Consider the following 21,062-nt stretch of genomic DNA (forward strand, 5'->3'; position numbering starts at 1 on the left):
CAGATCAACATCGCTATCGGGCGTCGGGTTGCCATACGCATATGAGCCGAAGAGAATAATCTTCTCCGGGTTGACCTCGCGGACGAGCCTTTCGATGGCGGCAGGCAACGTCTCCGCCACCGGCGGCAGACCGCGTGGCGCGACATTGACAGGGAGTGAGAACGCAACGCGCATCGGAGGTCTCCTCGATCACAAGAGATCAGCGAAATTGTAACAGAAAAGAGTCAATATTTCGTTCATTCACGTGGTAGACTGAAAAAGGCATCTGTCACATAGATGAAGTATGAACGCAACCATACCGTTGATTGGCGCAACCATCGGCAATTACGAAATCCAGGCGCTGATCGGCAGCGGTGGAATGGCGACCGTCTACCGTGGCTTCGATCACAACCTGGGGCGCGCCGTGGCGATCAAAATCCTGTCGGAGGAGGCGCGCGCTCACCCCGGCTTTGTTGACCGTTTTCGCCAGGAGGCGCGCATCATCGCCAACCTGCGCCATCCCAACATCGTGCATGTCTATGATTTTGGCGTCCACAACGGGATGCCGTACATGGTCCAGGAACTCCTGCCCGGACCAACGCTTGAACAGCGGATCATGGGCGCCGTGCGCAACGGCAGTCCTCTGCCGCCCGACGAGGTCGTAGCGATAACCCGTCAGTTTGCGGCGGCGCTCGACGCTGCCCACGCCGCAGGGGTCATCCACCGTGACGTAAAGCCCGCCAATGCGATGTGGAACGCCCTCGGATCGCTGGTGCTGACCGACTTCGGCATTGCGCGCAATACGCTGGCGCCGGGCAACCAGACGCAGGTCGGGATGGTGGTGGGGACGCCGGGCTACCTTTCGCCCGAACAGGCGCAGGGATTGCCGGTGACGCCTGCCAGCGACATCTATAGCCTGGGGGTGGTCGTGTTCGAGATGCTCGCCGGTCGTCTCCCGTTCGATGGTGATACGCCGATGAGCATCGCCATCCAGCACATTCAGACACCGCCGCCGCCGTTGCGCACCCTGCGTCCCGAGATTCCGCCTGCTGTCGAGGCGGTTGTGCTGCGGGCGCTCGCCAAAGACCCGACGGCGCGATTCGAGCGGGCGGAACAGTTCGCTGCTGCGCTGGAGCGCGCATATCTGACCAGTACGCCGGGCATTGCTGCAACCGCCATTCATCAGCAGGCGACGGCGATCTGGCAATAGGGGGGCGGAATGGTCAAACCGGCGTCTCCGTCGCCTCCCGATGCGACGCCCTCGACGCCTGCCGCCAGGACGCCTGTCGGAGCGAAGGGTGAACGCCGCGCCTCGCTGCTGCCGCTGCTTGGCGGCGCGTTTGCCCTGCTGCTGATCGTTGGCACGGTTCTGGCGATGCGCAGCGGTGCATCAACGGCGGGGCAGAGCAGCGCCGCTGCGCCGACTGTGCCCGCTGCGACAACAGCGCCGACCGTCGAGATCGCTGCCACTCCTGTGCCTGAGGTCGTTCTTCCGCCGTCTGATACGCCTGTTGCGCCGACTGCCGCTCCCTCGCCAACTCCTGTCCCACCTGCCACACCGGAGGCGTCCCCCACTCCACCGGTCGCCACCGGGAATGCGCTTGCTGACCTGCGTGCGCTGCTGACATCGGCCGCGTCTGAGGGACGATCGAGCAGAGATGCGCAGAAATGGCTTAAAACCCTGGAGGAGTTCGAGCGTGAGATCAGCAAAGGCGACACCCGGAGGGCGGGCGATAAACTGCGCGAACTCCAGCGCGAGTTGACGCAGGCGCAAAGGGCTGGCAAACTATCGGCGGATGCTGCCGGTCAGGCGTTGCAACATGTCCAGACGATTGCAAATGCCTATGGAATTGACCTGGGTCGATAAATCATCACAATGGCAACGATTGCCCGTCTGCGTGCGCGCCTCGGCGGTCGCACGCTCGAACTCGAACTGCTGATCACTGCTTTCCTTTTCATCGCGATCTGCCTGGCGGCATTGATCGCGGGCGCCAGTGGGCGCGTGCGCTGGGTCGATCTGACGATCATCGGCGCCTTTGCCGGTCTGTTCCTTACGATCAGTCTGGCGCTGGCGCTGCGTGATTGGGGCGAGGAGCAGATGGTGTTGCCGATCGCGGCGTTACTGGCAGGCATTGGTATGATCATGGCGCGCCGCCTCGAGCCGGATCTCGTGCAACGCTACGGCGAGGTGTACAGCGGGATTGCGCTCAAACAGGTGATCTGGATCTTTGGCGGCGCCGTGCTCCTCGCGCTGGTGAGTTTCGTCCCATGGCGTCTGCAATGGCTCAAACACTACCGCTACACCTGGCTGCTCCTGGGGCTGGCGCTGGTCGGCGCCACGGCGGTGTTCGGCGTCGAGCGCAACGGGGCGCGCCTCTGGCTTAGCCTGGGGTTCTTTCAACTTCAGCCGGTGGAAATGCTGAAGGTGTTGCTGGTGATCTACCTGGCCACCTACCTCGATGACCACCGTGCCTTGATCGGGCGCGGCGTCTACTGGCTCGGTCCGCTGAAACTGCCGCCGCTGCCATACCTGGCGCCAATCGTGATTATGTGGGGGGCGACGATCGGGTTGATTATCGTGCAGAAAGACCTTGGCGCTGCGTTGCTTTTCTTTGTCATCTTCCTGGCGATGCTGTACGTCGTCAGCGGTCGGGCGCGCTATGCCGCCGCCGGGTTATTCGCATTCGCGCTGGGTGCAGCGGCGCTCTACCCGCTCTTCGGTCACGTGCGGGTGCGCCTGAATGCCTGGCTCGATCCGTGGTCCGATCCATTCGGCATCGGCTTTCAGATGGTGCGGGCATTGCACGCGCTGGCGGCCGGCGGATGGGCGGGCGCCGGCATCGGCGCCGGCGATCCTACGACGGTGCCCGAAAGCCATACCGATTTTGTCTTCGTCGCAATCGGCGAGGAATTGGGTCTGGCGGGCACACTGGCGCTGACAGCGTGCTACGCGCTGTTTGCGCTCAAGGGGTATCTGATCGCCATACGCGCGTGCGACGGGTTTCAGCAGTTGCTTGCCGCCGGTCTGACGACCGCGATTGCAGCGCAGGCATTCATCATCATGGCAGGGACGACGCACCTCATTCCGCTCACCGGTATCACCCTGCCGTTCATCAGTTACGGCGGCTCGTCGACGCTGATCAACTTTGCGATGGTCGGGCTGCTGCTGCGGGTTTCGGCGGCGCGAAAACCGCCGCGGACGCTGTAACGGGCGTTGAACGTTGTACGTTGCACGCGGGAAGGTGACATGTAGGGGCGCGCCCGCGAAGGTGGAAACGTCCCCGACCTTTGAGGTCTGCGCCATGAAAGGCGCTGCGCCGGAGAGCGCCGCGGGCGGGCGGGAGTTGCGCCGCGGGGGGTGAACCGCGCCGCGACCTCAAAGGTCTTGGCTGTTGACAGGAAACCCACATGCCTGATCGGATTCGAGCACGGATCGCCTGGTTTGCCGGCGCGCTCGGCATACTCATCCTGAGCAGCGGGTTGATGATTGCCAGCGTTATCCAGTGGCGATTGCACCTGCTCGCCGGTCTCTGGCTGCTCTCACTCCCAGCGCGGCGTCTGATCGGTCAGCATGGAACAACGGCCGATCACAGCGTGCGCGGGTTGATGCTCGTGGCGACCCTCGGGTTTGCTGCCATTGGTCTGCAACTGGCGCGCAACCAGGTGACGCAATCAGAGGCGACGCTGCGCGCCGTGGCATCGCTGGCGCAACCGGTCGCCGTCGAACAACCGCAGCCGATCTTCCCCGAAACCGATCCCGCCGAACGAACGTCGCTTGGCAGCGCGCGCACCTATCCCGTTGTCATCAACGTCGGCACACGCGGGCGCATCGTGGACCGCAACGGCGTCGTGCTGGCTGAAACGGTCGATGGCCGGCGCACCTATCCCAACCCTGCGCTCGGACATCTGATCGGGTTTCAGAGCCGCCTCTACGGAACCACTGGACTGGAAGCGCGCTTCGATGCCCAACTCTCCGGCGTGGCGACCCTGTCGCCGACGACCATTCTCGAAGCGCGCCTGTTAGGATCGGCGGTCGAACAGGTTCCCGCCGATCTGACCCTCACGCTGGACAGTCGTCTGCAAGCAGCGGCGCAACAGGCGCTCGGCGAGCGTGCGGGAGCGGTGGTGCTCCTCGATGTGCCGATCGGCGCAATCCTTGCGATGGTCACCTACCCGCGCTTCGATCCCAATCAACTGGTGTTGCCGGAACCGGCGACGCAGGCGGACGTGGACCGGGTGCAGGCGGCGTGGGCGGAACTGAACGCACGCAGCGACGCGCCGCTGCTCAACCGTGCCACGCAGGGGCGCTACCCGCCCGGATCGGTGATCAAAACGCTGACTGCCGCCGCTGCACTTGATAGCGGGGTGCTGGCAGACCCTTCAGCGACCGTCACCTGCCCGAACCTGCTGCCAACCGAAGCCGGCGCGCCACCGGTGCGCAACGCGGTCGATAACCTGTTCCGTCGCACCGGCGACCCCTCGGACCTGGTGCGCGTCTATGCCTTCTCGTGCAATACCGCATTTGCGCAAATTGGTTTATCGCTGGGCGCCGACCGCTTTCTTGAGTACGCGCGCCGCTTCGGGTTGCAGATGACCGACACCCGCTCAGGACCGCCTGATCTGCGCGACATTCCGGCAGAAGTCGGCACGATTGCCAATGAAGCGTCTTTCCTCCAGCGTCCTGCGGCGCTGGCGGATACCGCATTCGGGCAGGGGCAGGCGCTGGTCACGCCGCTCGACATGGCGCAGATGGCGGCGTCGGTCGCCAACGAAGGGCGCCTGATGCGTCCCTACCTGGTTGCCGAAGCGCGCGCCGGTGAGCGTGTCATCTATCGGGCGCAACCGGAGACGTTGCGGCAGGTGGTATTGCCGGAGACCTCGCGGCGCATGCTCGACATCATGCGCACATCGGTCGAGATCGGGTATGCGCAGCCGATTGCACTGCCAGGGATCAACATTGGCGCAAAGACCGGCACCGCCGAGACGCCGCGCGGTGTGCCGCACTCCTGGATTGTTGCGGTTGCGCCGGTGGAACAACCGCGCTATGCAATCGCCGTGATTGTGGAATACGGCGGAGAAGGGAGCCGTTCCGCATTGCCGGTTGCGCGCGAGGTGCTGGCGGCGGCGCTGGAGGTGACGCCATGAAACGTGGCGCCATTGAGCGACGATGGCAGGGACTGGCGCTGATTGCGCCACTCATCATCCTGGCGGCATGCACCGAGCCGCTGGTCGAACCGCGCGCGCCGCGCACGCCGACCGCAGTTATCGACCGGTACAACGCAATCGTGGCGACTGCCGAAGCGGGCGATGATCTGCTGGAACGCGCCAAAGCCTACTATGATCGCGGGAATATCTGGTTCGATCAGCAGAACTACACCGAAGCCATCGCCGACTACGATCGCGCGCTTGCGCTCGACCCCTCGATGTCGCGCGCCTTTCACAACCGTGGTCTGGCGTATGCGATGCTGAAGGAGTATGACGCTGCGCTGCGCGATTATGCCCTGGCCATTCGTCTCGACCCCGCCTACCGTCGCGCCTACGAGAACCGGGTGCGGCTTTTGGAGCAACTCACCGCCAGTACGCCGGACGAAACCCTTCTCCAGCAACTCGCAGACGACTATGGCAGCCTTGCGCAACTGATCCCGGAAGCGGAAGCGCCTTACCGATACCGACAGGGGGTGATTCTGGCGCGGTTGGGAGACCGAACGGCGGCGCGTGAGGCGTTCGACGCTGCGCTCCGCGCCCGACCGCAGCACGTTGATGCGCTCTACGAACGCGCGCTGCTGCACTATGCCGGCGGCGATCTAAACGCAGCCCTTGCCGATCTCGATGCCGCGCTGCGCCTGAGTCCACGCGCCGCCAACGCCTACTATGTGCGCGGGTTGATCCGCCGCGCGCAGGGCGATACCCGCAGCGCCATCGCCGATTTCGGGCAGGCGCTGTTGCTCCAGCCGGCGTACCCTGAAGCGCTGATTGCCCGTGCTACGGCCTATGCAGAGCAGGGGAACACGACCGCCGCGCAGGCGGATCTTCAGCGTCTCGACAACCTGCAACTCGACCCGACGCTCCAGCAGGCGCGCGAGGCGTTGCGCGCGCGCCTGGGCGCACCCTGACTCTTGTTGGAATAGTCGTGAGTTGACGGAAGAACTGCAACGACGGGGCGTTACGGAATATAGATGCGGCCGACACCACGGTAGTTATCGAGATACATCCCGATTTCAATCAGACGATCAGCACAGGCTTCACGATAACTTCGTTCAATTATGCGGTCAGGACGTGCGATCGTGATAACCGGTAATGCTGCCGGGTGGTTTTCCTCGCGGATGGTTTGTTCGAGCGAGTCTGCGCCGTCCATATTGCGATTCCCCGTGAGCAAGAGCATGCCCTGCTCCTGGACGAAGCGCCATACCGCACGGTCGGTGCTTGCAAACGGAAGTCCAGTATCCGCGAAGGTCATCAGGCGCACGAGGTCGAAATCGAGCCAGCCGCTTGTCGCCAGGGCGCTCCAGAGGAGGAGCGCCTGCCCCTCGATATTGTGATCCGCGAGCACCAGAATCATTGCGTGCCACGCGCGGCTCTTCGCGCCTGGAGCCTGGCATACACGGCTTCATAGCCTGGTTTGGGGGGCAGCTTCGCAATTTGCTCAAATCGTTCGCGGTTTCGTTCTTCCCAGTAGTGTCGGTTTGCTTCAGCATGTTCCAAGACCAGTTGATACTCAGCCTCAACTGTATCGCGATGTGCGGTGATGTATGCCAGCGCATCAGCAATCTGCTGCTCGGTCAGATTGAGCCAATGCTGAATGAGGCGAGGCGGCCAACCAGCCTCGAGGTACTCCATGATATCGTAGAGGGTAATACGTGTCCCTGCCAGGGAAAGACCACGCTCAGTGCGAACAATGAGCGATGAGTCTGTCAATTTCTCAGCCATATGCCTGTTTCCCGCTATGTCTCCTATGTATTGTACCACACAGCGCCAGGCTGAACGTGGAAGGCGATTTATTCAGTCTCGTAGCATCGCAGCAATCTATGTCGCACAGCGAGATAGTTGCGGGGAGCCGGCTGCGAGCGAAGCGCGGGTGTCGCAGTGACCGACGTGGTCTTCTTATGACGTGGGGAGATGGCTTCGCTTCGCTCGCAATGACACCGCCTCACCCGTTATTCGGCAAGGCTCTTCGCTCCTACCGCTGATCGATCGGCACATAATCGCGCCGCTCGTATCCAAGATAAATCTGGCGCGGGCGCGTAATCTTCTGCTCTGGATCGTCGAGCATTTCGAGCCACTGCGCCAGCCACCCCGAAGCGCGCGGAATGGCGAACAGGAACGGGAAGTACTCCATTGGGAAGCGCAGCGCCTGATAGATCAAGCCGCTGTAGAAGTCCACATTCGGGTACAACTTGCGCGAGATGAAGTACTCGTCCTCCAGCGCCACGCGCTCGAGTTCTATGGCGACATCGAGGAGCGGATTCGTCGTCGTTGCGGCAAACACCTCGTGTGCGATCCGGCGAATAATCTTGGCGCGCGGGTCGTAGTTCTTGTACACGCGATGCCCAAACCCCATCAGGCGCATCTCGCCCTTCTTCACCCGCTCGACGAACCCTGGCACATTCTTTGGATGCCCGATCTGCTGGAGCATGCGCAGCACCGCCTCGTTTGCGCCGCCGTGCAGCGGACCGTACAGCGCCGCTGCCGCCGCCGAGAGGGCGCTGTAGGGATCGGCGTGGCTCGAACCAACGCTGCGCATCACCGAGGTCGAACAGTTCTGCTCGTGGTCGGCGTGGAGAACGAAGAGCACATCGAGCGCCTTCGCCAGCACCGGATTGACCTCATAATCGCGATGGTTCATGTAGTCCATCATGTAAAGCAGGTTGGCGGTGTAGCTGAGCGAGCTGTCGGGCAGGTTGAAGGGCCGCCCGATGCGGTGGCGGTAGGCAAAAGCGGCGATGGTCGGGATCTGCCCGATAATGCGCCAGATCTGCTTCTCACGAACGACCGGGTCCTGGATATTTTTCGCTTCTGGATAGAGGGTGGACATTGCAGCGACCGAGCTGATCAGAATGCCCATCGGGTGCGCGTCGTAGCGAAATGCCTGGATCAGTTCGACCAGGCTGTTGTGGAGGAACAGGTGGCGGCTGATACGATACTCCCACCACTCCAGGCGCTCTTTTGACGGCAACTCGCCGTACAGCAACAGATACGCGACTTCCAGGTAGGAACTCTGTTCGGCGAGCTGCTCGATGGGATAGCCGCGGTACTCCAGAATGCCCTTGTCGCCGTCGATGTACGTGATCCGGCTGATGCATGACGCAGTGTTCATAAATGCCGGGTCGTAGGACATCAAGCCAAAATCGTCCGGGTCGGTCTTGATCTGACGCAGGTCGGTGGCGCGGATGGCGCCGTGCTCGATGGGGATCTCGTAGGTCTTCCCGGTGCGGTTGTCGGTAATGGTCAGGGTGTTCTTCGTCATGGCAGTGCTCTTTCTTCATTGACCCGACCGGCATACTCATCAGTTGAGCCGAAGCCGACCGTGAGCTGAACGGCGCGGTGCAATCACCCGCCGACAACTCCCAAACGCCTCGACGTTGAGGCGGAGTTGCGCACAATTTGATGACTGTATTGTACCAAATGTTGTTACATCCGGCACAGATTTTCGCTTCGGTTCTTATAATCAAACTTTAGCGAAATTTTAAGAATCCGATATCATAGTGTTAATGTGGGCGCGATATTATAAATGTGTGTTTAGATACATGCAACATGCCCTATGCAGCCGTATCCTGGAGTCTATCCAGGCGCTATTCACTGCCGTTTGCAGCCGGTGGAGCGCTTGTCGCAAGCACCTCGTCGCAAGCGCAGCACGGTGAAGTGTGGTGATGGCTAATGCAATCTTCGGTTAGCCGAGGATTGCTTCGCAATGACACTCGACCATCACGGACGTGGAGCGGCTGATGTTGGCTGAGCCTGTCGCAGCCAACGTCAGCCGCAAGACGGTCAACACAGGCATGATTGTGCACCATCTGATTGTTCGCTCTACTGGTTCGGCTTGTGCCGCGAGTTGTCGCAGCAAGTCGTACCATTCACTCGTGTGTAGCAGATTATCCTGAGACTCCCGACGTGTGCTTGCATAGAGCATTGTCTGTCACGTACAGACATGAAACAGCGTGTATCTGAACGGGGAGATTGCATAGACATAATAGGAGATCAAGGTATGCGGCAGCAGGTTATCCGAGTAGTTTCCGTTCTGGTGGCGCTAATAATCGTAGCATCAGCAGTTGCAGTTGCTACGCCGACACAGGCTCAGACGCAGCCAACTGCCACCCCGCGTCCGCAGGCTACGCCGACTCAGCGTTCGCAAGCCACCCCGACGCCGCGCCCGCGTCGCACTCCGACGCCCCGCCCGCAGGCTGCCACGCCAACGCTAGTCCCTACCGCTCCGCGCGCCTGGGCGCCGCGCCAGATTAGCGGCGTTTCGTTGCAGGGATCGGGGGCAACCTTCCCTAATCCCCTCTATCAGGCATGGATCAGCGTGTACAAGAATATCGTTCCAGGCGTTACGATCAGTTACCAGGCCGTCGGTTCCGGTCAAGGGCAGCGCGACTTTATCCGCTATCTGACCGACTTTGGCGGAACGGACTCGGTGATTCCTGATGAGCGCATTCGTACAGATGCGCCGGATACGCTGCATGTGCCAATGGTGATCGGCGCCGTTGTGCCGACCTACAACCTGCCGGGCTTGCCTGCCGGCACTGTGTTGCGCTTCTCGCCGGACTCGCTGGCGGGCATTTATCTGGGTGAGATTACCCGCTGGAATGATCCGCGCATTGTGGCTGACAATACCGGCGTCGCTCTGCCGGACTTGCCGATTACGGTCGTCTATCGCTCAGATAGCTCCGGCACCACCTCGATCTGGACGGATTATTTGTCAAAGGTGAACGAGCGCTGGCGCACAACCGTTGGCGCTGGTACGACCGTTCGCTGGCCTGTTGGAATCGGCGCTCCGGGTAACGCTGGCGTTGCAGGAACAGTGGTTCGCACCGAAGGCGCGATAGGCTATGTCGAACAGGCATTCGCTATTGGCAACCGGTTGCCTGTTCCAGCAGTGAGGAACCGGTCCGGCAACTATGTGCTGCCTACGCCGGAGACAGTGTCGGCAGCTGCGGCTGGCGTACCGATCCCGGACGACCTGCGCTATTCGATTACCAATCCGGGCGGTCCAAACTCCTACCCGATCGCTGGTCTCACCTGGATCCTGATCCATGAGCAGACGTATACCGATGTTCCAAAGGCGCAGGCGCTCACCGATTTCCTCTACTGGGCGCTGACTGAGGGTCAGGGCGCTGCTATTCGCCTGGGGTACGTTCAGTTGCCGACGGAATTGCGCATCAAGGCAATGCGGCAGTTGAACAAGGTCCGTGTGGGCGGCCAGCAGGTCTTCACTGAACCGCCGCGCTAAATAAGGTCTGCGCCGGTTGCGCCGATCCGTACTGACATGAACTGACGATCAAAGCAGGGCCTCTTTGCTCCCCTCGCTTCGTCGAAGCGAGGGGAGAAGCCTTCAATAGCGCCAATCACACCTTATGGATATTTTTGGGCAAGGAGAGAAGAAGCCTTATGGCAGGAGCGAAAGCGCAAACGACAACCAATTTCCGAGAACGACTCGCGCAGCGCACACAGCACGGCGATAGCATTTTCTGGGCGGTCACGCTCTTTTTCGCTCTGGCGGTTATTGCGCTCGTGGTCGCCATTGGGTGGGTAACATGGAATGACTCGGCGCTTGCGCGAGAAAGGTTTGGCATTGGATTTTTTGACTCATCTGAATGGAATCCTGTTGAAACTGAGGTTTCACCTGAGAGTTTCGGCGCTGTACCGGCAATTGTCGGAACGCTGATCTCCTCACTCATTGCGTTGATCCTCGCCGCTCCCATTGCGATTGGCATTGGCATTTTCCTGGCTGAACTCTGCCCGCTATCACTGCGTACCCCGCTGTCGTTCATGGTCGAATTACTGGCGGCAATTCCAAGCGTCATCTACGGCGTGTGGGGCGTGATGGTGTTTGCGCCGTTCTTTACGCAAAATGTCGCAATGCCCCTCTCAGAAAGCATGCGAGAGATCATCCCCTGGCTTTCGAGTAGTCAGGTCGCTGCCGGTCGCGGCTTGCTCATCGCCGGCATCATTCTGGCGATTATGATTCTGCCGACCATTGCAGCGATTACGCGCGACGTGCTGACCCTCGTTCCCCACACGCAGCGTGAGGTGCTGCTGGCGCTTGGCGCCACGAAATGGGAAGTGATCTGGCTGGCGGTCGTCCCCTACGCGCGAGCTGGCATTGTCGGCGGCGTGATGCTGGGACTGGGGCGCGCTCTCGGCGAAACCATGGCGGCCACGATGCTGGTCGGCAACCGGCCGCAGGTGCCTGGGTCGCTGCTCGAACCGGCCACAACAGCGGCGGCGCTCATTGCCAGTGAACTGATCAATGCACAGAGTTTGCTGCACGAAAGTGCTCTGGTGCTGATTGCTCTGACACTCTTCGTGATTACGCTCCTGTTGAATCTGATCGCTCGTTTGCTGATCTGGTTTGTCAATCGTGGTCCAGTGGGGAGTGTGCGCGCATGAGCCTGAAATCGAGCCAAATGCCAAACTACCAGCGCCGTAAAGTGACAGATGCGATCATGCGCGGACTTGTGCTGTTCGCCACAGCATGCGCCATCGTGCCATTGGTTCTGATTATCGGGTATGTGGTCGTTGTTGGCGGCAGCGCGTTAAACTGGGAGTTTTTCACCGATGTCTATCAGCCGCCCATGACAGTGACGACGATGGACATGATCGGCGCTGCGCCAACAGGCGATGCCCCGTTTGACCCCAATGATCCTTTTGCCAACCTCGATCCCGAAGCTCTGATCGGCGCTGAAGCTGGCGATGAGAAGGGCGCCAATATTCTGGAAGCGCCGGCGCGCGGCGGCGTCTTCCACGCAATTGTTGGAACTCTGCTGGTCACATCGCTGGCAGTCCTTATTGCTATGCCGATCGGGATTCTGGCGGGCGTGTTTCTGTCGGAGTTTCCCGACAATTCTGTTGCGATAGTTGTGCGCTTTGCCTGTGATGTGCTCTCCGGAGCGCCATCCATTATCGTCGGCGTTACTGCGTATATCCTGGTTGTGAATGCTACTAACCCCAACACCGGTCAACCATACGGTTTTAGCGGCATCGCCGGCGCTATTGCTCTCACCTTCCTGATGGTGCCGACCATTACGCGCACAACGGAGGAAGTGCTGAAACTCGTGCCGGAGGCGACCCGCGAAGCAGCGCTGGCGATGGGCGCGACAACCTGGTACTCGACATTCACGGTTGTTATTCCAACGGCGCTCTCCGGCATCGTCACCGGCGTTATGCTCGCTTTTGCCCGCGGTGCGGGCGAAACCGCGCCCCTGATCCTGACAGTGCTGGGCAGCAATGTTCTGGTGACCAGTCTGCTGCAGCCAATCGCTGCATTGCCACTCGTCACCTATCGGTACACCGAGTCGCCGTTTCCCGGCGAAAATACGCTCGCCTGGGGCAGCGCGTTCGTGCTGATGATGCTGGTGTTGCTCGTCAATATCCTGGTGCGTATTGCTACCCGGAATCGGTTGCGAACGCATTGAACCACCCCGACTATAGGAGACCTCGGTTGCTATGACGATAACTTCGCTGCCGACAGAGGCGACAGTTGAGATCCGCAATCTTAAGCCCTATTATGGAAAGCGGCTGGCTGTCCGGTCCGTCAATATGACGATCGCCCCGAACAAGATCACAGCGATTATTGGACCATCCGGGTGCGGAAAGAGCACGGTGCTGCGTTGCATCAATCGTATGCACGAAACGATTCTTGGGGCGCGCGTCGAGGGTCAGGTGCTGCTTAATGGTGAAAACATCTATGCTTCCGACGTCGATCCGATGCTGGTTAGGCGAAAAATCGGCATGGTGTTCCAGCAGCCGATTGCGCTGCGCACCCGTTCGATTTTCGAGAATGTCGCTATCGGTTTGCGGCTGGCAGGCATCAATAATAAACGGGTGCTGGAGGAGCGCGTCGAGGCCAGTCTGCGTGCAGCGGTCTTATGGGACGAAGTGAAGGATAAGTTGAACCAGGCGGGTACGGCGCTTTCCGGCGGGCAACAACAGCGTTTGAGCATCGCACGCACGATTGCGGTAGAGCCGGAGGTTATTCTGTTCGATGAGCCTTGCTCAGCGCTCGATCCCATTTCGACGTTGAAGATTGAAGAATTGCTCCTCGATCTGCGCAAACAGTACACGATCGTGATCGTAACGCACAACATGCAGCAGGCGGCACGTATTTCCGATAATACCGCTGTCTTTATGGTCGATACCGATGATGGCGCACCAACCGGCGTACTGGTGGAGTATAATCCAACAGCAAAGATCTTTGCCCAACCCGACGATCCGCGCACCGAGGATTATATCAGCGGGCAAGTGGGATGATCGTATCTACATCTGTAGAGGAGCGCATGGAAGAAACAACCCAGGGATCATCACGATTGTTGAACGGATTCGCCGAAACAGTTTCACCTGCTGGGGAGCGCGTAGCGCACACGGCAACTGAAGCGAAAATTGAGGCGATTGGTTTCAACTTCTACTATGGGACGTTTCAGGCGCTCAGGAATATCAATATTCGCATTCCGCAAAACCGCGTGACTGCGATCATCGGTCCGTCGGGGTGCGGAAAATCAACGTTTCTTCGAGCGATCAACCGGATGCATGATCGCACGCCTGGCGCACGTGGCGAAGGACAGTTGTTGCTCGGCGGCGCCAATATCTACGGCGAGATTGATCCGGTCAAGCTGCGCCGGCGGGTCGGCATGGTCTTTCAGCGTCCCAATCCGTTTGTCAAATCGATCTACGAGAATGTTGCTTATGGCTTGCGCGTGCAGGGCGTGCGCGATCGGCGCGTGATCGATGAGAAAGTCGAACTGGCGCTCAATCGAGCTGCACTGTGGGACGAAGTGAAGGATCGTTTGCATAAGGCGTCTGGTACAGCGCTCTCCGGTGGGCAGCAGCAGCGTCTCTGCATTGCGCGCGCAATTGCGGTGGATCCGGAAGTGGTGCTGATGGACGAACCGTGCTCGGCGCTCGATCCGATTGCGACCATGAAGATCGAAGACCTCATTCACAAGCTGCGCGCTAACTTTACGATTGTCATCGTGACGCACAATATGCAGCAGGCCATGCGTGTTTCGGATATGACCGCCTTCATGCTTATGGATAGTGCAACACGTGCAGGCGAACTGATTGAGTTCAGTCCAACCGCTGAACTTTTTACCAATCCAAAAGATCAGCGCACCGAAGATTATGTGACAGGGCGGTTCGGATAACGATTGAACGTGCAGCAGTTCCGTTGCACGCAACGGAACGAATCTGTAAAACAAACAACGCCGCACTTTTCAGTGCGGCGTTGTTCCGATCATGTCCAATCCTATCAGGCCACCAGTTCTTCTTCCGGCGCGTACTCGCGGATCGCCGGCGCCTGCCGCGCCCGGCGGCGCGCCTTGTATTCGACCACCGCCAGCAGTTCGTCTGGCGTGACGGATGCTTCCGCTGCGGCAATATCCAGTGGCATCGCGTTCGATGCGCTGATGTGGTATGAGCGCAGAACATGGCGCGCCTCGGGTACCCGCTCGGCAACTTCTTTGACCGTCTGCTCTTCGTAGTTCTTGTTCATGGCATCCTCCTGGCTTGCTTTACCCCATTACTCGGAGGGCGTCGCCTGCGTCGCCGCTCCTGATCGTCTTCCGCATCGCTGCGGTTTCGTTGCTTTGAGTATAGCATACGGTATGGTTATTTTCAACAAGAAAACTCCCATTTTTATTGTATGTTTTGTACAAATTCAAACTGGTGTGCGCGATGTGGTATGATGAATACACGACGCGGTACGTCACACAAAGGAGGCACGGGTATGGATTTCGCGCTCAGTGAGCAGCATGAGATGTTGCGCCAGACGGTGCGCGCATTTGCTGAGCAGGAGGTGCGCCCCACGGCAGCGGCGCGCGATGAGGCGATGGAGTTTCCGGTTGAGCTGGTCAAGAAAATGGGGCAACTCGGCTTGATGGGCGTGGCGGTCAGCGAACAGTATGGCGGCGCCGGGCTTGATTATATTTCGTATGCGATTGTGATCGAAGAACTGTCGCGGGTGGATGCCTCGCTTGGCGTGATTGCATCGGTCAACAACTCACTTGTGTGTTATGGCATCGAAATATTTGGTACGGAAGAACAGAAGCGCGAATTGCTGACGCCGCTCGCCGAAGGGCGCATGCTCGGCGCGTTTTCGCTTTCTGAGCCAGGGGCGGGTTCGGATGCTGCGGCGCAGAAAACGACGGCGGTGCGCGATGGCGACTATTATGTCATCAATGGCATCAAAAACTGGGTGACGAATGGCGATTATGCCGACGTGATCATTCTGATGGCGATGACCGATCCGGCGAGGGGGCATCGCGGCATCACGGCATTCCTGGTCGATCCGCGCGATCCAGGGTGCAGCATCGTCAAGGTCGAGCACAAACTGGGCATCCGCAGCGCGCACTCGTGTCAGATGGCATATGACAATTATCGCCTGCCTGTGTGGCGACGACTCGGCGAAGAAGGTCAGGGGTTCAAGATTGCCATGACGATTCTGAACGCCGGACGGATCGGCATTGCGGCGCAGGCGGTCGGCATTGCGCAAGGGGCGTATGAAGCGGCGCTCGAATACGCCAAAATCCGCGAACAGTTCGGCAAGCCGATTATCGAAAATCAGGCGATCGGGTTTACCCTGGCGGATATGGCGACTCGCATCAAGGCGGCGCGCCTGCTGACCTATGAAGCCGCCTGGCGCAAGGATCACCACCTCGATTTTGTCAGCGCGGCGTCGATGGCGAAACTGTACGCTGCCGAAACTGCCATGTGGACGGCGACCAAAGCCGTGCAGGTGTTCGGCTCCAACGGCTACTCGAAGGAGTATCCGGTTGAGCGCTACTTCCGCGACGCCAAAATTACCGAGATTTACGAAGGCACCAGCGAAATCCAGCGCCTGGTCATTGCGCGTGAGATTGCGCGATAGTGCGGCATATGCGTTCTCTTGCCCGTCTCACCCGAATAAGCATGGCGCTGTGCGTCGTACTGGCGTGCGTACTGAGTCTCCAGTTGATGGGGCTGGCGTCGGTCGATCGGCCGCGCGGCTCGCAGTGGGTGGAAGCGCGCGCGCGTTGGAATGCGCAGGCGCTTGACTCGTATTACCTTGTGGTGCGGATTGAGGCGCTGGGGAATGTGTGCGTCCAGCGCCTCGAGGTTCGTGGCGTATGGGTGCGCCGCGTGATTGAGAATACCTGCGATACGCTGTGGGTCGAACCAATGACCGTGGATGAGTTGTTTGCGCTCGCCCGTGATATCGAGAATATTCCGGCATCACGCTGTACGCCGTCGCCGCACGACTGCCCGTGCCACCGCGTGTTCACCCTGCGCCGCATCGAGTATGATGCCGAGTACGGGTTCCCCGCCACCATTCTGGCGCGCTCGGAGGTGCGCTTCCATCCCACGGCGCGCGATTTCTGGGAATATCTCTGGGAGGAACGCAACCTGCCCGTATGTCAACCGGCGCGACGCCGCTTCACCGTGCAGGTGTTGTCGTTGACGCCGCTCACGCCTGTTGATCCGACACAGATATCCTCGGCAAGGCGAGTGAAGTAAGAACATGTTCGAAAAATCGCCGACCGAAGTGCGACGGGCAGGCGAAGGCATTGCCTTCGCCTGCCCAACGAGCTTTTCCGAATAGGGACCCTAAGATCGAATACCAATGCGCGGTCATTTGTCCCCTACTGCCGGGGCGATACGGGCTAAAGCCCTTGCTAAGCATATGAAAGCCCCGGCGGGGCTGCTGATGCCAGGGCGCAGTCTGCGTCCACGACACGAACTGCTGGTGCGCGTTGACGGTTGCGCCTTGCCCAACGAACGCGCGAATATCTGGTCTGACTGACCGCAAGTTAGTATTAGAAGGCGCCGCAGCGCAGCGCGCGGATGGTCGTATACGATTTTCCTATGCAGGCTCTTCGAGATGGGGCGAGTTTCACAAGCCCAGATGTCGTCTGGTTTCAGGCGCGATGGGCGAGAACGTTCGCTGCTGGACCACGGCGCGGGTGACGCCGCTATTCGTTCAGCAACTCGTGCGTTGCCGTGGCGAGGTAAATCGCCCGCTCGGCGATATTCGTCGCGCGGTCGGCGACCCGTTCGAGGGCGCGGGTGATTTCGATAGAGGCGACGGCTGCATCGAAGAGGGAAGCATCATTCAGCACTGCCTGACGAATGGCGGCAATGATCTCATGCCGGCGCGCATCGATTTGGTCATCGAGCGTGGCGATCGCTCGCGCCGCTGCGGCATCCTCGGCGAGAAATGCGGTAAGACTCGCGGAAAGAATGCGCTCAGTCGCTGCGCCTAACTCCAGCAGATCCGCCGTCATCATCAGGGGATGCTGTTCACTTCTGGCGCGATGCACGTGCGCCGCCACCTGTTTGGCATAGTCGCCGATGCGCTCGAGTTCGCCGGCGACGGCGAATATCGCCAGAACGCGCCGCAGGTCGCGCAGGACCGGTTGCCACTGAGTGATGAAGCGCGCGACGAGGTCTTCGATATCCTGCTGCAGCGCATTGATGTCGGGGTCGTCGTGGATAATCTGATCGGCGCCAATAGTGTCGGAGCGCCGCAGCGCCTGGAGACTATCATGCAATGCATGCTGCACCCGATGCGCCATTGCATCGAGGGTATGGCGTAAATATTCGTGATCGCGCGCCATACTGTGGAGTGCGCCTATTGCTTACCCGAAGCGTCCGCTGATGTAATCTTCGGTGCGTTTGTCGTGTGGTGAGGTGAAGATTTGCTCAGTCGGACCATATTCGACCAGCTGACCGGCGCGGTCGGAGTCCATCAGGAAGAAGGCGGTATAGTCCGACACACGGCTGGCCTGCTGCATGTTGTGAGTCACGATGATGATCGTGTAGTTGCGCCGCAATTCGAGCATCAACTCTTCAATCTTGAGGGTCGAAATCGGGTCGAGCGCCGAGCACGGCTCGTCCATAAGGATCACTTCGGGTTGCACTGCCAGGGCGCGCGCAATGCACAGGCGCTGCTGCTGGCCGCCAGAGAGCGCCGTGCCAGGCTGATTCAGCTTATCCTTGACCTCATCCCAGATCGCGGCGCCGCGCAATGATCGTTCAACCAACTCGTCCGCCTGCGCTTTAGTGCCGCGCCAGCCATTAATGCGCGGACCAAACAGGATGTTGTCGTAGATGCTCTTGGGGAAAGGGTTCGGCTTCTGGAACACCATCCCAATCCGTCGCCGCACCTCTACCGGATCCACATCGGGATCATAGATGTTCTTGCCGTGAAACAGGATTCGCCCATTGAGGCGCGAACCGGGGATCAGGTCGTTCATACGGTTGATGGCGCGCAGAACGGTACTCTTCCCGCATCCCGACGGTCCAATGAACGCTGTGATTTTCTGACGTTCTATCTGAAGACTAACATCCTTCACCGCGCGGAACGAGCCATAGTAGATGTGTGTATTCTCCAGTTCAACGGCATACTTGCCGTTGAACTGCGTCGGATTGACTGAAGAGAGGTTTGTTGTAACCGTCATCAGTAACTCCTCTTGAAACGATTACGCAGTAAGATCGCAGTAGCATTGAGCAGCAGTAGCGTGACGAGCAATACGATAATTGCGGCGGCGGCAATGCTGCGGAACTGTGCGCCGGGCTGCGAGGTCCAGTTATAAATCTGGATCGGAATGACGGTAAACTTATCGAACACGCTATCGGGGAAAAACACCACGAAGGTCGATGCACCGATCACGATGAGTGGCGCGGTTTCACCCATTGCGCGCGATACGCTCAGAATGGTGCCGGTCAAGATGCCGGGCAAGGCATTCGGCAGCACGTGGTGCCAGACCGTCTGCCATTTGGTTGCGCCCAGGCCATACGATGCCTGACGGAGCGACTGTGGCACGGCGCGAATCGCCTCACGCGCATTGATGATCATGAGCGGCAACACCAGCAACGCCATCGTCAGGCCGGCGGAAAGAATCGTGCGCCCATTCGAGTCGGTCACGCCAAATGCAGCGCCGCTGGTAAAGGCTTCGAGCGCGCGCACGAAGACAGCCAGACCCAGGATGCCATAGATGATCGAAGGCACGCCCGCCAGATTATTGATATTCGTCTCAATCAAACGATAGTACCAGGTGTCGCTGGCGTACTCTTCCAGGTACACGCCGCCCAGAATACCGATAGGAATAGCCAGCGCGATTGTGATGGCAATAACCCACAGGGACCCAAGGATCGCATTGCCGACGCCTGCCAGAATGGGAACGCTGCTCATTGGTCGGGTCAGAAACTCACGATTGATCCACGAATGGAACTCGAGTTCGGCGCGGGGAAAACGTTCACGCACTGTCGCCTCGATCCGTTCACGTTCCAGCAACGACTCAGTCAATTTGTAGGCAGCGACCACCTCACGACCAATCACGCGCTCCTCAATCAATTGAATGACGCTTTCCTTCGACCGTTCGCTAAACGGCTTATCGCGGTCGAATCGGCGAAAAAGACCTGCGGAAACATTAGCGCGCAGGATTTCGATCAGTTCTTCTTTCGACAACTCCTCGAGCGGACGATCCGACAGTTCTTCCGGATCAATCCTGGTTTGCACTGCAATGTATCCGAACGTGTCGTCAACGATGGTATAGAGCAATGTGGCGAGCGCCAGCAGACCGATGAGCAGCGATGAAAGGAAGATCGTCTGCCAGACTTTGCCGCGCAGACGGCGTGCTGCAATATTGCGATTGATATCGGCGCCTTCTGGCAGATAGCCGGTCGAACGCTCGCGCGGATCGATTGTCGTGCTCATTCGTAAACCTCCCGAAAACGTCGCACGACCCAGCCGCTCAACAGATTGAGCAGCAGCGTCATAAAGAAGAGAACCAGCGCGATGGCGAAAATACTGGTGTACTGAATGCTGGCGTAGCTGATATCGCCGCCGCTAATGCGGGCAATATGGCCGGTCATCGTTTCTGCCGCCTGCAACGGATTGAAGGTGAAACGGGGTCCGGCGCCGGCTGCCAGCGCCACGATCATCGTTTCGCCGACGGCGCGCGACATTGCCACGATCACCGCTGCCAGGATGCCGGACAACGCCGCCGGAACCACCACGCGCACCGATGTTTCGAGCCGCGTTGCACCGAGACCATACGAGCCTTCACGGAGCGACCGGGGCACGGCGCTCAAGGAGTCTTCGCTCATCGAGGCGACCAGCGGCAGAATCATGACACCCATTGTTATGCCTGCCGACAGCATGTTGTAAATCTCAACGTTTTCTTTGCCGAGCAATCCCTGGAGAATAACCGGCGTCACGAAAGTCAGCGCGAAGTAGCCGTAGACGACGGTCGGCACACCTGCCAGCACTTCGAGGATCGGCTTGAGGTAACCGCGCGCAGTTGGCGAGGCGTATTCACTCAGATAGATCGCAGCGCCCAACCCCAACGGAACTGCCACCAGCAGCGCAACGAAACTGGTAATCAGCGTCGACGTCATCAGGGGCCAGATGCCAAAGCGCCCGGTCTCCGGCTGCCATGTGGTGGTGCCGAAGAATTCTGTAAGGTCCACCTCGGGTGAGCCAAAGAACATCCATGCTTCTTGGAAGAGCACAATAACGATGGTAGTGGTGGTGAAAATCGATATAGCGCCACAAATGAATACAATCGTTTCGATGATATTTTCGCCAAACCTTGGTTTGCCACGCAGGCTGATTGTTTCAGCCGAGGTTGTAACCGGGCGTTCAACATTCACGCGCGCTTCCTGTTCCACAGGTTCACATCTCCTCAATTGCGATTTCTGGAAAAGATCGTTTGCGTGATCAATAGCCAGTATAGCATGCTTAACCACTGCCACGGCAAATGACTAAAATGCGAGATCATACCGCATCAAAACGAAGGCATGGACTGTGAAAGCAGTGCAATATCTTCTGGTATGTATGCCCGTCGTGAATTCATACGCGGATTGGGGCAGGAGCATTGCCCCTGCCCCCA

The 21,062-nt window shown here is 59.4% G+C and carries 21 protein-coding genes; 12 read left to right on the forward strand and 9 right to left on the reverse strand.

The annotated features are described in order from the left end of the window. Positions 1 to 174: nucleotidyltransferase domain-containing protein (locus AC3EA7_RS21375; RefSeq protein WP_488616160.1), on the reverse strand; the 174-nt coding region annotated here is incomplete at its 3' end. A gap of 109 nt (positions 175 to 283) precedes the next feature. On the opposite strand from AC3EA7_RS21375, the gene AC3EA7_RS21380 reads away from it, so the two are divergent. The 5 genes from AC3EA7_RS21380 (at position 284) to AC3EA7_RS21400 (ending at position 6,092) form a co-directional block, all read left to right on the forward strand. Then, entirely contained in the window at positions 284 to 1,189 is a 906-nt protein-coding gene (locus AC3EA7_RS21380; protein WP_488616101.1) for a serine/threonine-protein kinase, read from the forward strand. A gap of 9 nt (positions 1,190 to 1,198) precedes the next feature. Further along, positions 1,199 to 1,846, forward strand: a complete 648-nt coding sequence (locus tag AC3EA7_RS21385) for a hypothetical protein (RefSeq protein WP_488616102.1) — start codon at positions 1,199 to 1,201, stop codon at positions 1,844 to 1,846. Between the two features lie 9 nt (positions 1,847 to 1,855). Continuing rightward, entirely contained in the window at positions 1,856 to 3,187 is a 1,332-nt protein-coding gene (locus AC3EA7_RS21390; RefSeq protein ID WP_488616103.1) for an FtsW/RodA/SpoVE family cell cycle protein, read from the forward strand. A 200-nt stretch (positions 3,188 to 3,387) separates the two neighbouring features. Beyond that, a complete protein-coding gene (locus tag AC3EA7_RS21395; RefSeq protein ID WP_488616104.1) occupies positions 3,388 to 5,124 on the forward strand; it encodes a peptidoglycan D,D-transpeptidase FtsI family protein in 1,737 nt (578 codons plus the stop codon). After that, entirely contained in the window at positions 5,121 to 6,092 is a 972-nt protein-coding gene (locus tag AC3EA7_RS21400) for a tetratricopeptide repeat protein (protein ID WP_488616105.1), read from the forward strand. The genes AC3EA7_RS21395 and AC3EA7_RS21400 overlap by 4 nt, the downstream gene beginning before the upstream one ends. Before the next feature lie 50 nt (positions 6,093 to 6,142). Here AC3EA7_RS21400 and AC3EA7_RS21405 read toward each other — a convergent pair whose 3' ends face one another. The 3 genes from AC3EA7_RS21405 to AC3EA7_RS21415 all read right to left on the reverse strand — a co-directional run bounded on the left by AC3EA7_RS21405 (position 6,143) and on the right by AC3EA7_RS21415 (position 8,443). After that, positions 6,143 to 6,538: a hypothetical protein gene (locus AC3EA7_RS21405; protein ID WP_488616106.1), complete on the reverse strand. Its 396-nt coding sequence runs from the start codon at positions 6,536 to 6,538 to the stop codon at positions 6,143 to 6,145. Continuing rightward, complete coding sequence (locus AC3EA7_RS21410; protein ID WP_488616107.1) at positions 6,535 to 6,906, reverse strand: DUF433 domain-containing protein; 372 nt, start codon at positions 6,904 to 6,906, stop codon at positions 6,535 to 6,537. Before AC3EA7_RS21410 ends, AC3EA7_RS21405 begins: the two co-directional genes overlap by 4 nt. Before the next feature lie 250 nt (positions 6,907 to 7,156). After that, on the reverse strand, positions 7,157 to 8,443 hold the full coding sequence (locus AC3EA7_RS21415; RefSeq protein ID WP_488616108.1) for a citrate synthase: 1,287 nt from the start codon (positions 8,441 to 8,443) through the stop codon (positions 7,157 to 7,159). A gap of 738 nt (positions 8,444 to 9,181) precedes the next feature. Here AC3EA7_RS21415 and pstS point away from each other — a divergent pair. The 5 genes from pstS (at position 9,182) to pstB (AC3EA7_RS21440) (ending at position 14,336) form a co-directional block, all read left to right on the forward strand. Beyond that, positions 9,182 to 10,426, forward strand: coding sequence for a phosphate ABC transporter substrate-binding protein PstS (gene pstS, locus AC3EA7_RS21420; protein ID WP_488616109.1), 1,245 nt, complete (start codon positions 9,182 to 9,184; stop codon positions 10,424 to 10,426). 158 nt (positions 10,427 to 10,584) lie between these two features. Then, on the forward strand, positions 10,585 to 11,586 hold the full coding sequence (gene pstC, locus AC3EA7_RS21425; protein ID WP_488616110.1) for a phosphate ABC transporter permease subunit PstC: 1,002 nt from the start codon (positions 10,585 to 10,587) through the stop codon (positions 11,584 to 11,586). Next, the gene (gene pstA / locus AC3EA7_RS21430; protein ID WP_488616111.1) at positions 11,583 to 12,611 is read left to right on the forward strand and encodes a phosphate ABC transporter permease PstA; all 1,029 of its coding nucleotides are present in this window, start codon (positions 11,583 to 11,585) and stop codon (positions 12,609 to 12,611) included. The genes pstC (AC3EA7_RS21425) and pstA (AC3EA7_RS21430) overlap by 4 nt, the downstream gene beginning before the upstream one ends. Positions 12,612 to 12,642: 31 nt before the next feature. Further along, positions 12,643 to 13,446 carry a phosphate ABC transporter ATP-binding protein PstB gene (gene pstB / locus AC3EA7_RS21435; protein WP_488616112.1) on the forward strand — a complete coding sequence of 268 codons (804 nt, stop codon included), beginning with the start codon at positions 12,643 to 12,645 and terminating at the stop codon, positions 13,444 to 13,446. Between the two features lie 26 nt (positions 13,447 to 13,472). Then, positions 13,473 to 14,336, forward strand: a complete 864-nt coding sequence (pstB, locus tag AC3EA7_RS21440) for a phosphate ABC transporter ATP-binding protein PstB (protein WP_488616113.1) — start codon at positions 13,473 to 13,475, stop codon at positions 14,334 to 14,336. Between the two features lie 104 nt (positions 14,337 to 14,440). Here pstB (AC3EA7_RS21440) and AC3EA7_RS21445 read toward each other — a convergent pair whose 3' ends face one another. Further along, positions 14,441 to 14,683 carry a hypothetical protein gene (locus tag AC3EA7_RS21445; protein ID WP_488616114.1) on the reverse strand — a complete coding sequence of 81 codons (243 nt, stop codon included), beginning with the start codon at positions 14,681 to 14,683 and terminating at the stop codon, positions 14,441 to 14,443. Between the two features lie 234 nt (positions 14,684 to 14,917). Here AC3EA7_RS21445 and AC3EA7_RS21450 point away from each other — a divergent pair, with 234 nt between their 5' ends. Then, positions 14,918 to 16,057 carry an acyl-CoA dehydrogenase gene (locus AC3EA7_RS21450; protein WP_488616115.1) on the forward strand — a complete coding sequence of 380 codons (1,140 nt, stop codon included), beginning with the start codon at positions 14,918 to 14,920 and terminating at the stop codon, positions 16,055 to 16,057. Positions 16,058 to 16,065: 8 nt separating this feature from the next. Beyond that, positions 16,066 to 16,683: a hypothetical protein gene (locus AC3EA7_RS21455; RefSeq protein WP_488616116.1), complete on the forward strand. Its 618-nt coding sequence runs from the start codon at positions 16,066 to 16,068 to the stop codon at positions 16,681 to 16,683. Positions 16,684 to 17,138: 455 nt separating this feature from the next. Here AC3EA7_RS21455 and phoU read toward each other — a convergent pair whose 3' ends face one another. Genes phoU through pstC (AC3EA7_RS21475) form a run of 4 tightly spaced genes read right to left on the reverse strand, consistent with a single transcriptional unit; the run spans position 17,139 to position 20,823 of the window. Then, positions 17,139 to 17,783, reverse strand: a complete 645-nt coding sequence (gene phoU, locus AC3EA7_RS21460; protein WP_488616117.1) for a phosphate signaling complex protein PhoU — start codon at positions 17,781 to 17,783, stop codon at positions 17,139 to 17,141. Between the two features lie 21 nt (positions 17,784 to 17,804). Then, a complete protein-coding gene (gene pstB / locus AC3EA7_RS21465) occupies positions 17,805 to 18,626 on the reverse strand; it encodes a phosphate ABC transporter ATP-binding protein PstB (RefSeq protein ID WP_488616118.1) in 822 nt (273 codons plus the stop codon). Next, positions 18,626 to 19,885, reverse strand: a complete 1,260-nt coding sequence (pstA, locus tag AC3EA7_RS21470) for a phosphate ABC transporter permease PstA (RefSeq protein WP_488616119.1) — start codon at positions 19,883 to 19,885, stop codon at positions 18,626 to 18,628. Before pstA (AC3EA7_RS21470) ends, pstB (AC3EA7_RS21465) begins: the two co-directional genes overlap by 1 nt. Then, positions 19,882 to 20,823: a phosphate ABC transporter permease subunit PstC gene (gene pstC, locus AC3EA7_RS21475; protein ID WP_488616120.1), complete on the reverse strand. Its 942-nt coding sequence runs from the start codon at positions 20,821 to 20,823 to the stop codon at positions 19,882 to 19,884. The genes pstA (AC3EA7_RS21470) and pstC (AC3EA7_RS21475) overlap by 4 nt, the downstream gene beginning before the upstream one ends. Positions 20,824 to 21,062 lie beyond the last annotated feature (239 nt).

The organism is Roseiflexus sp. (assembly GCF_057785375.1).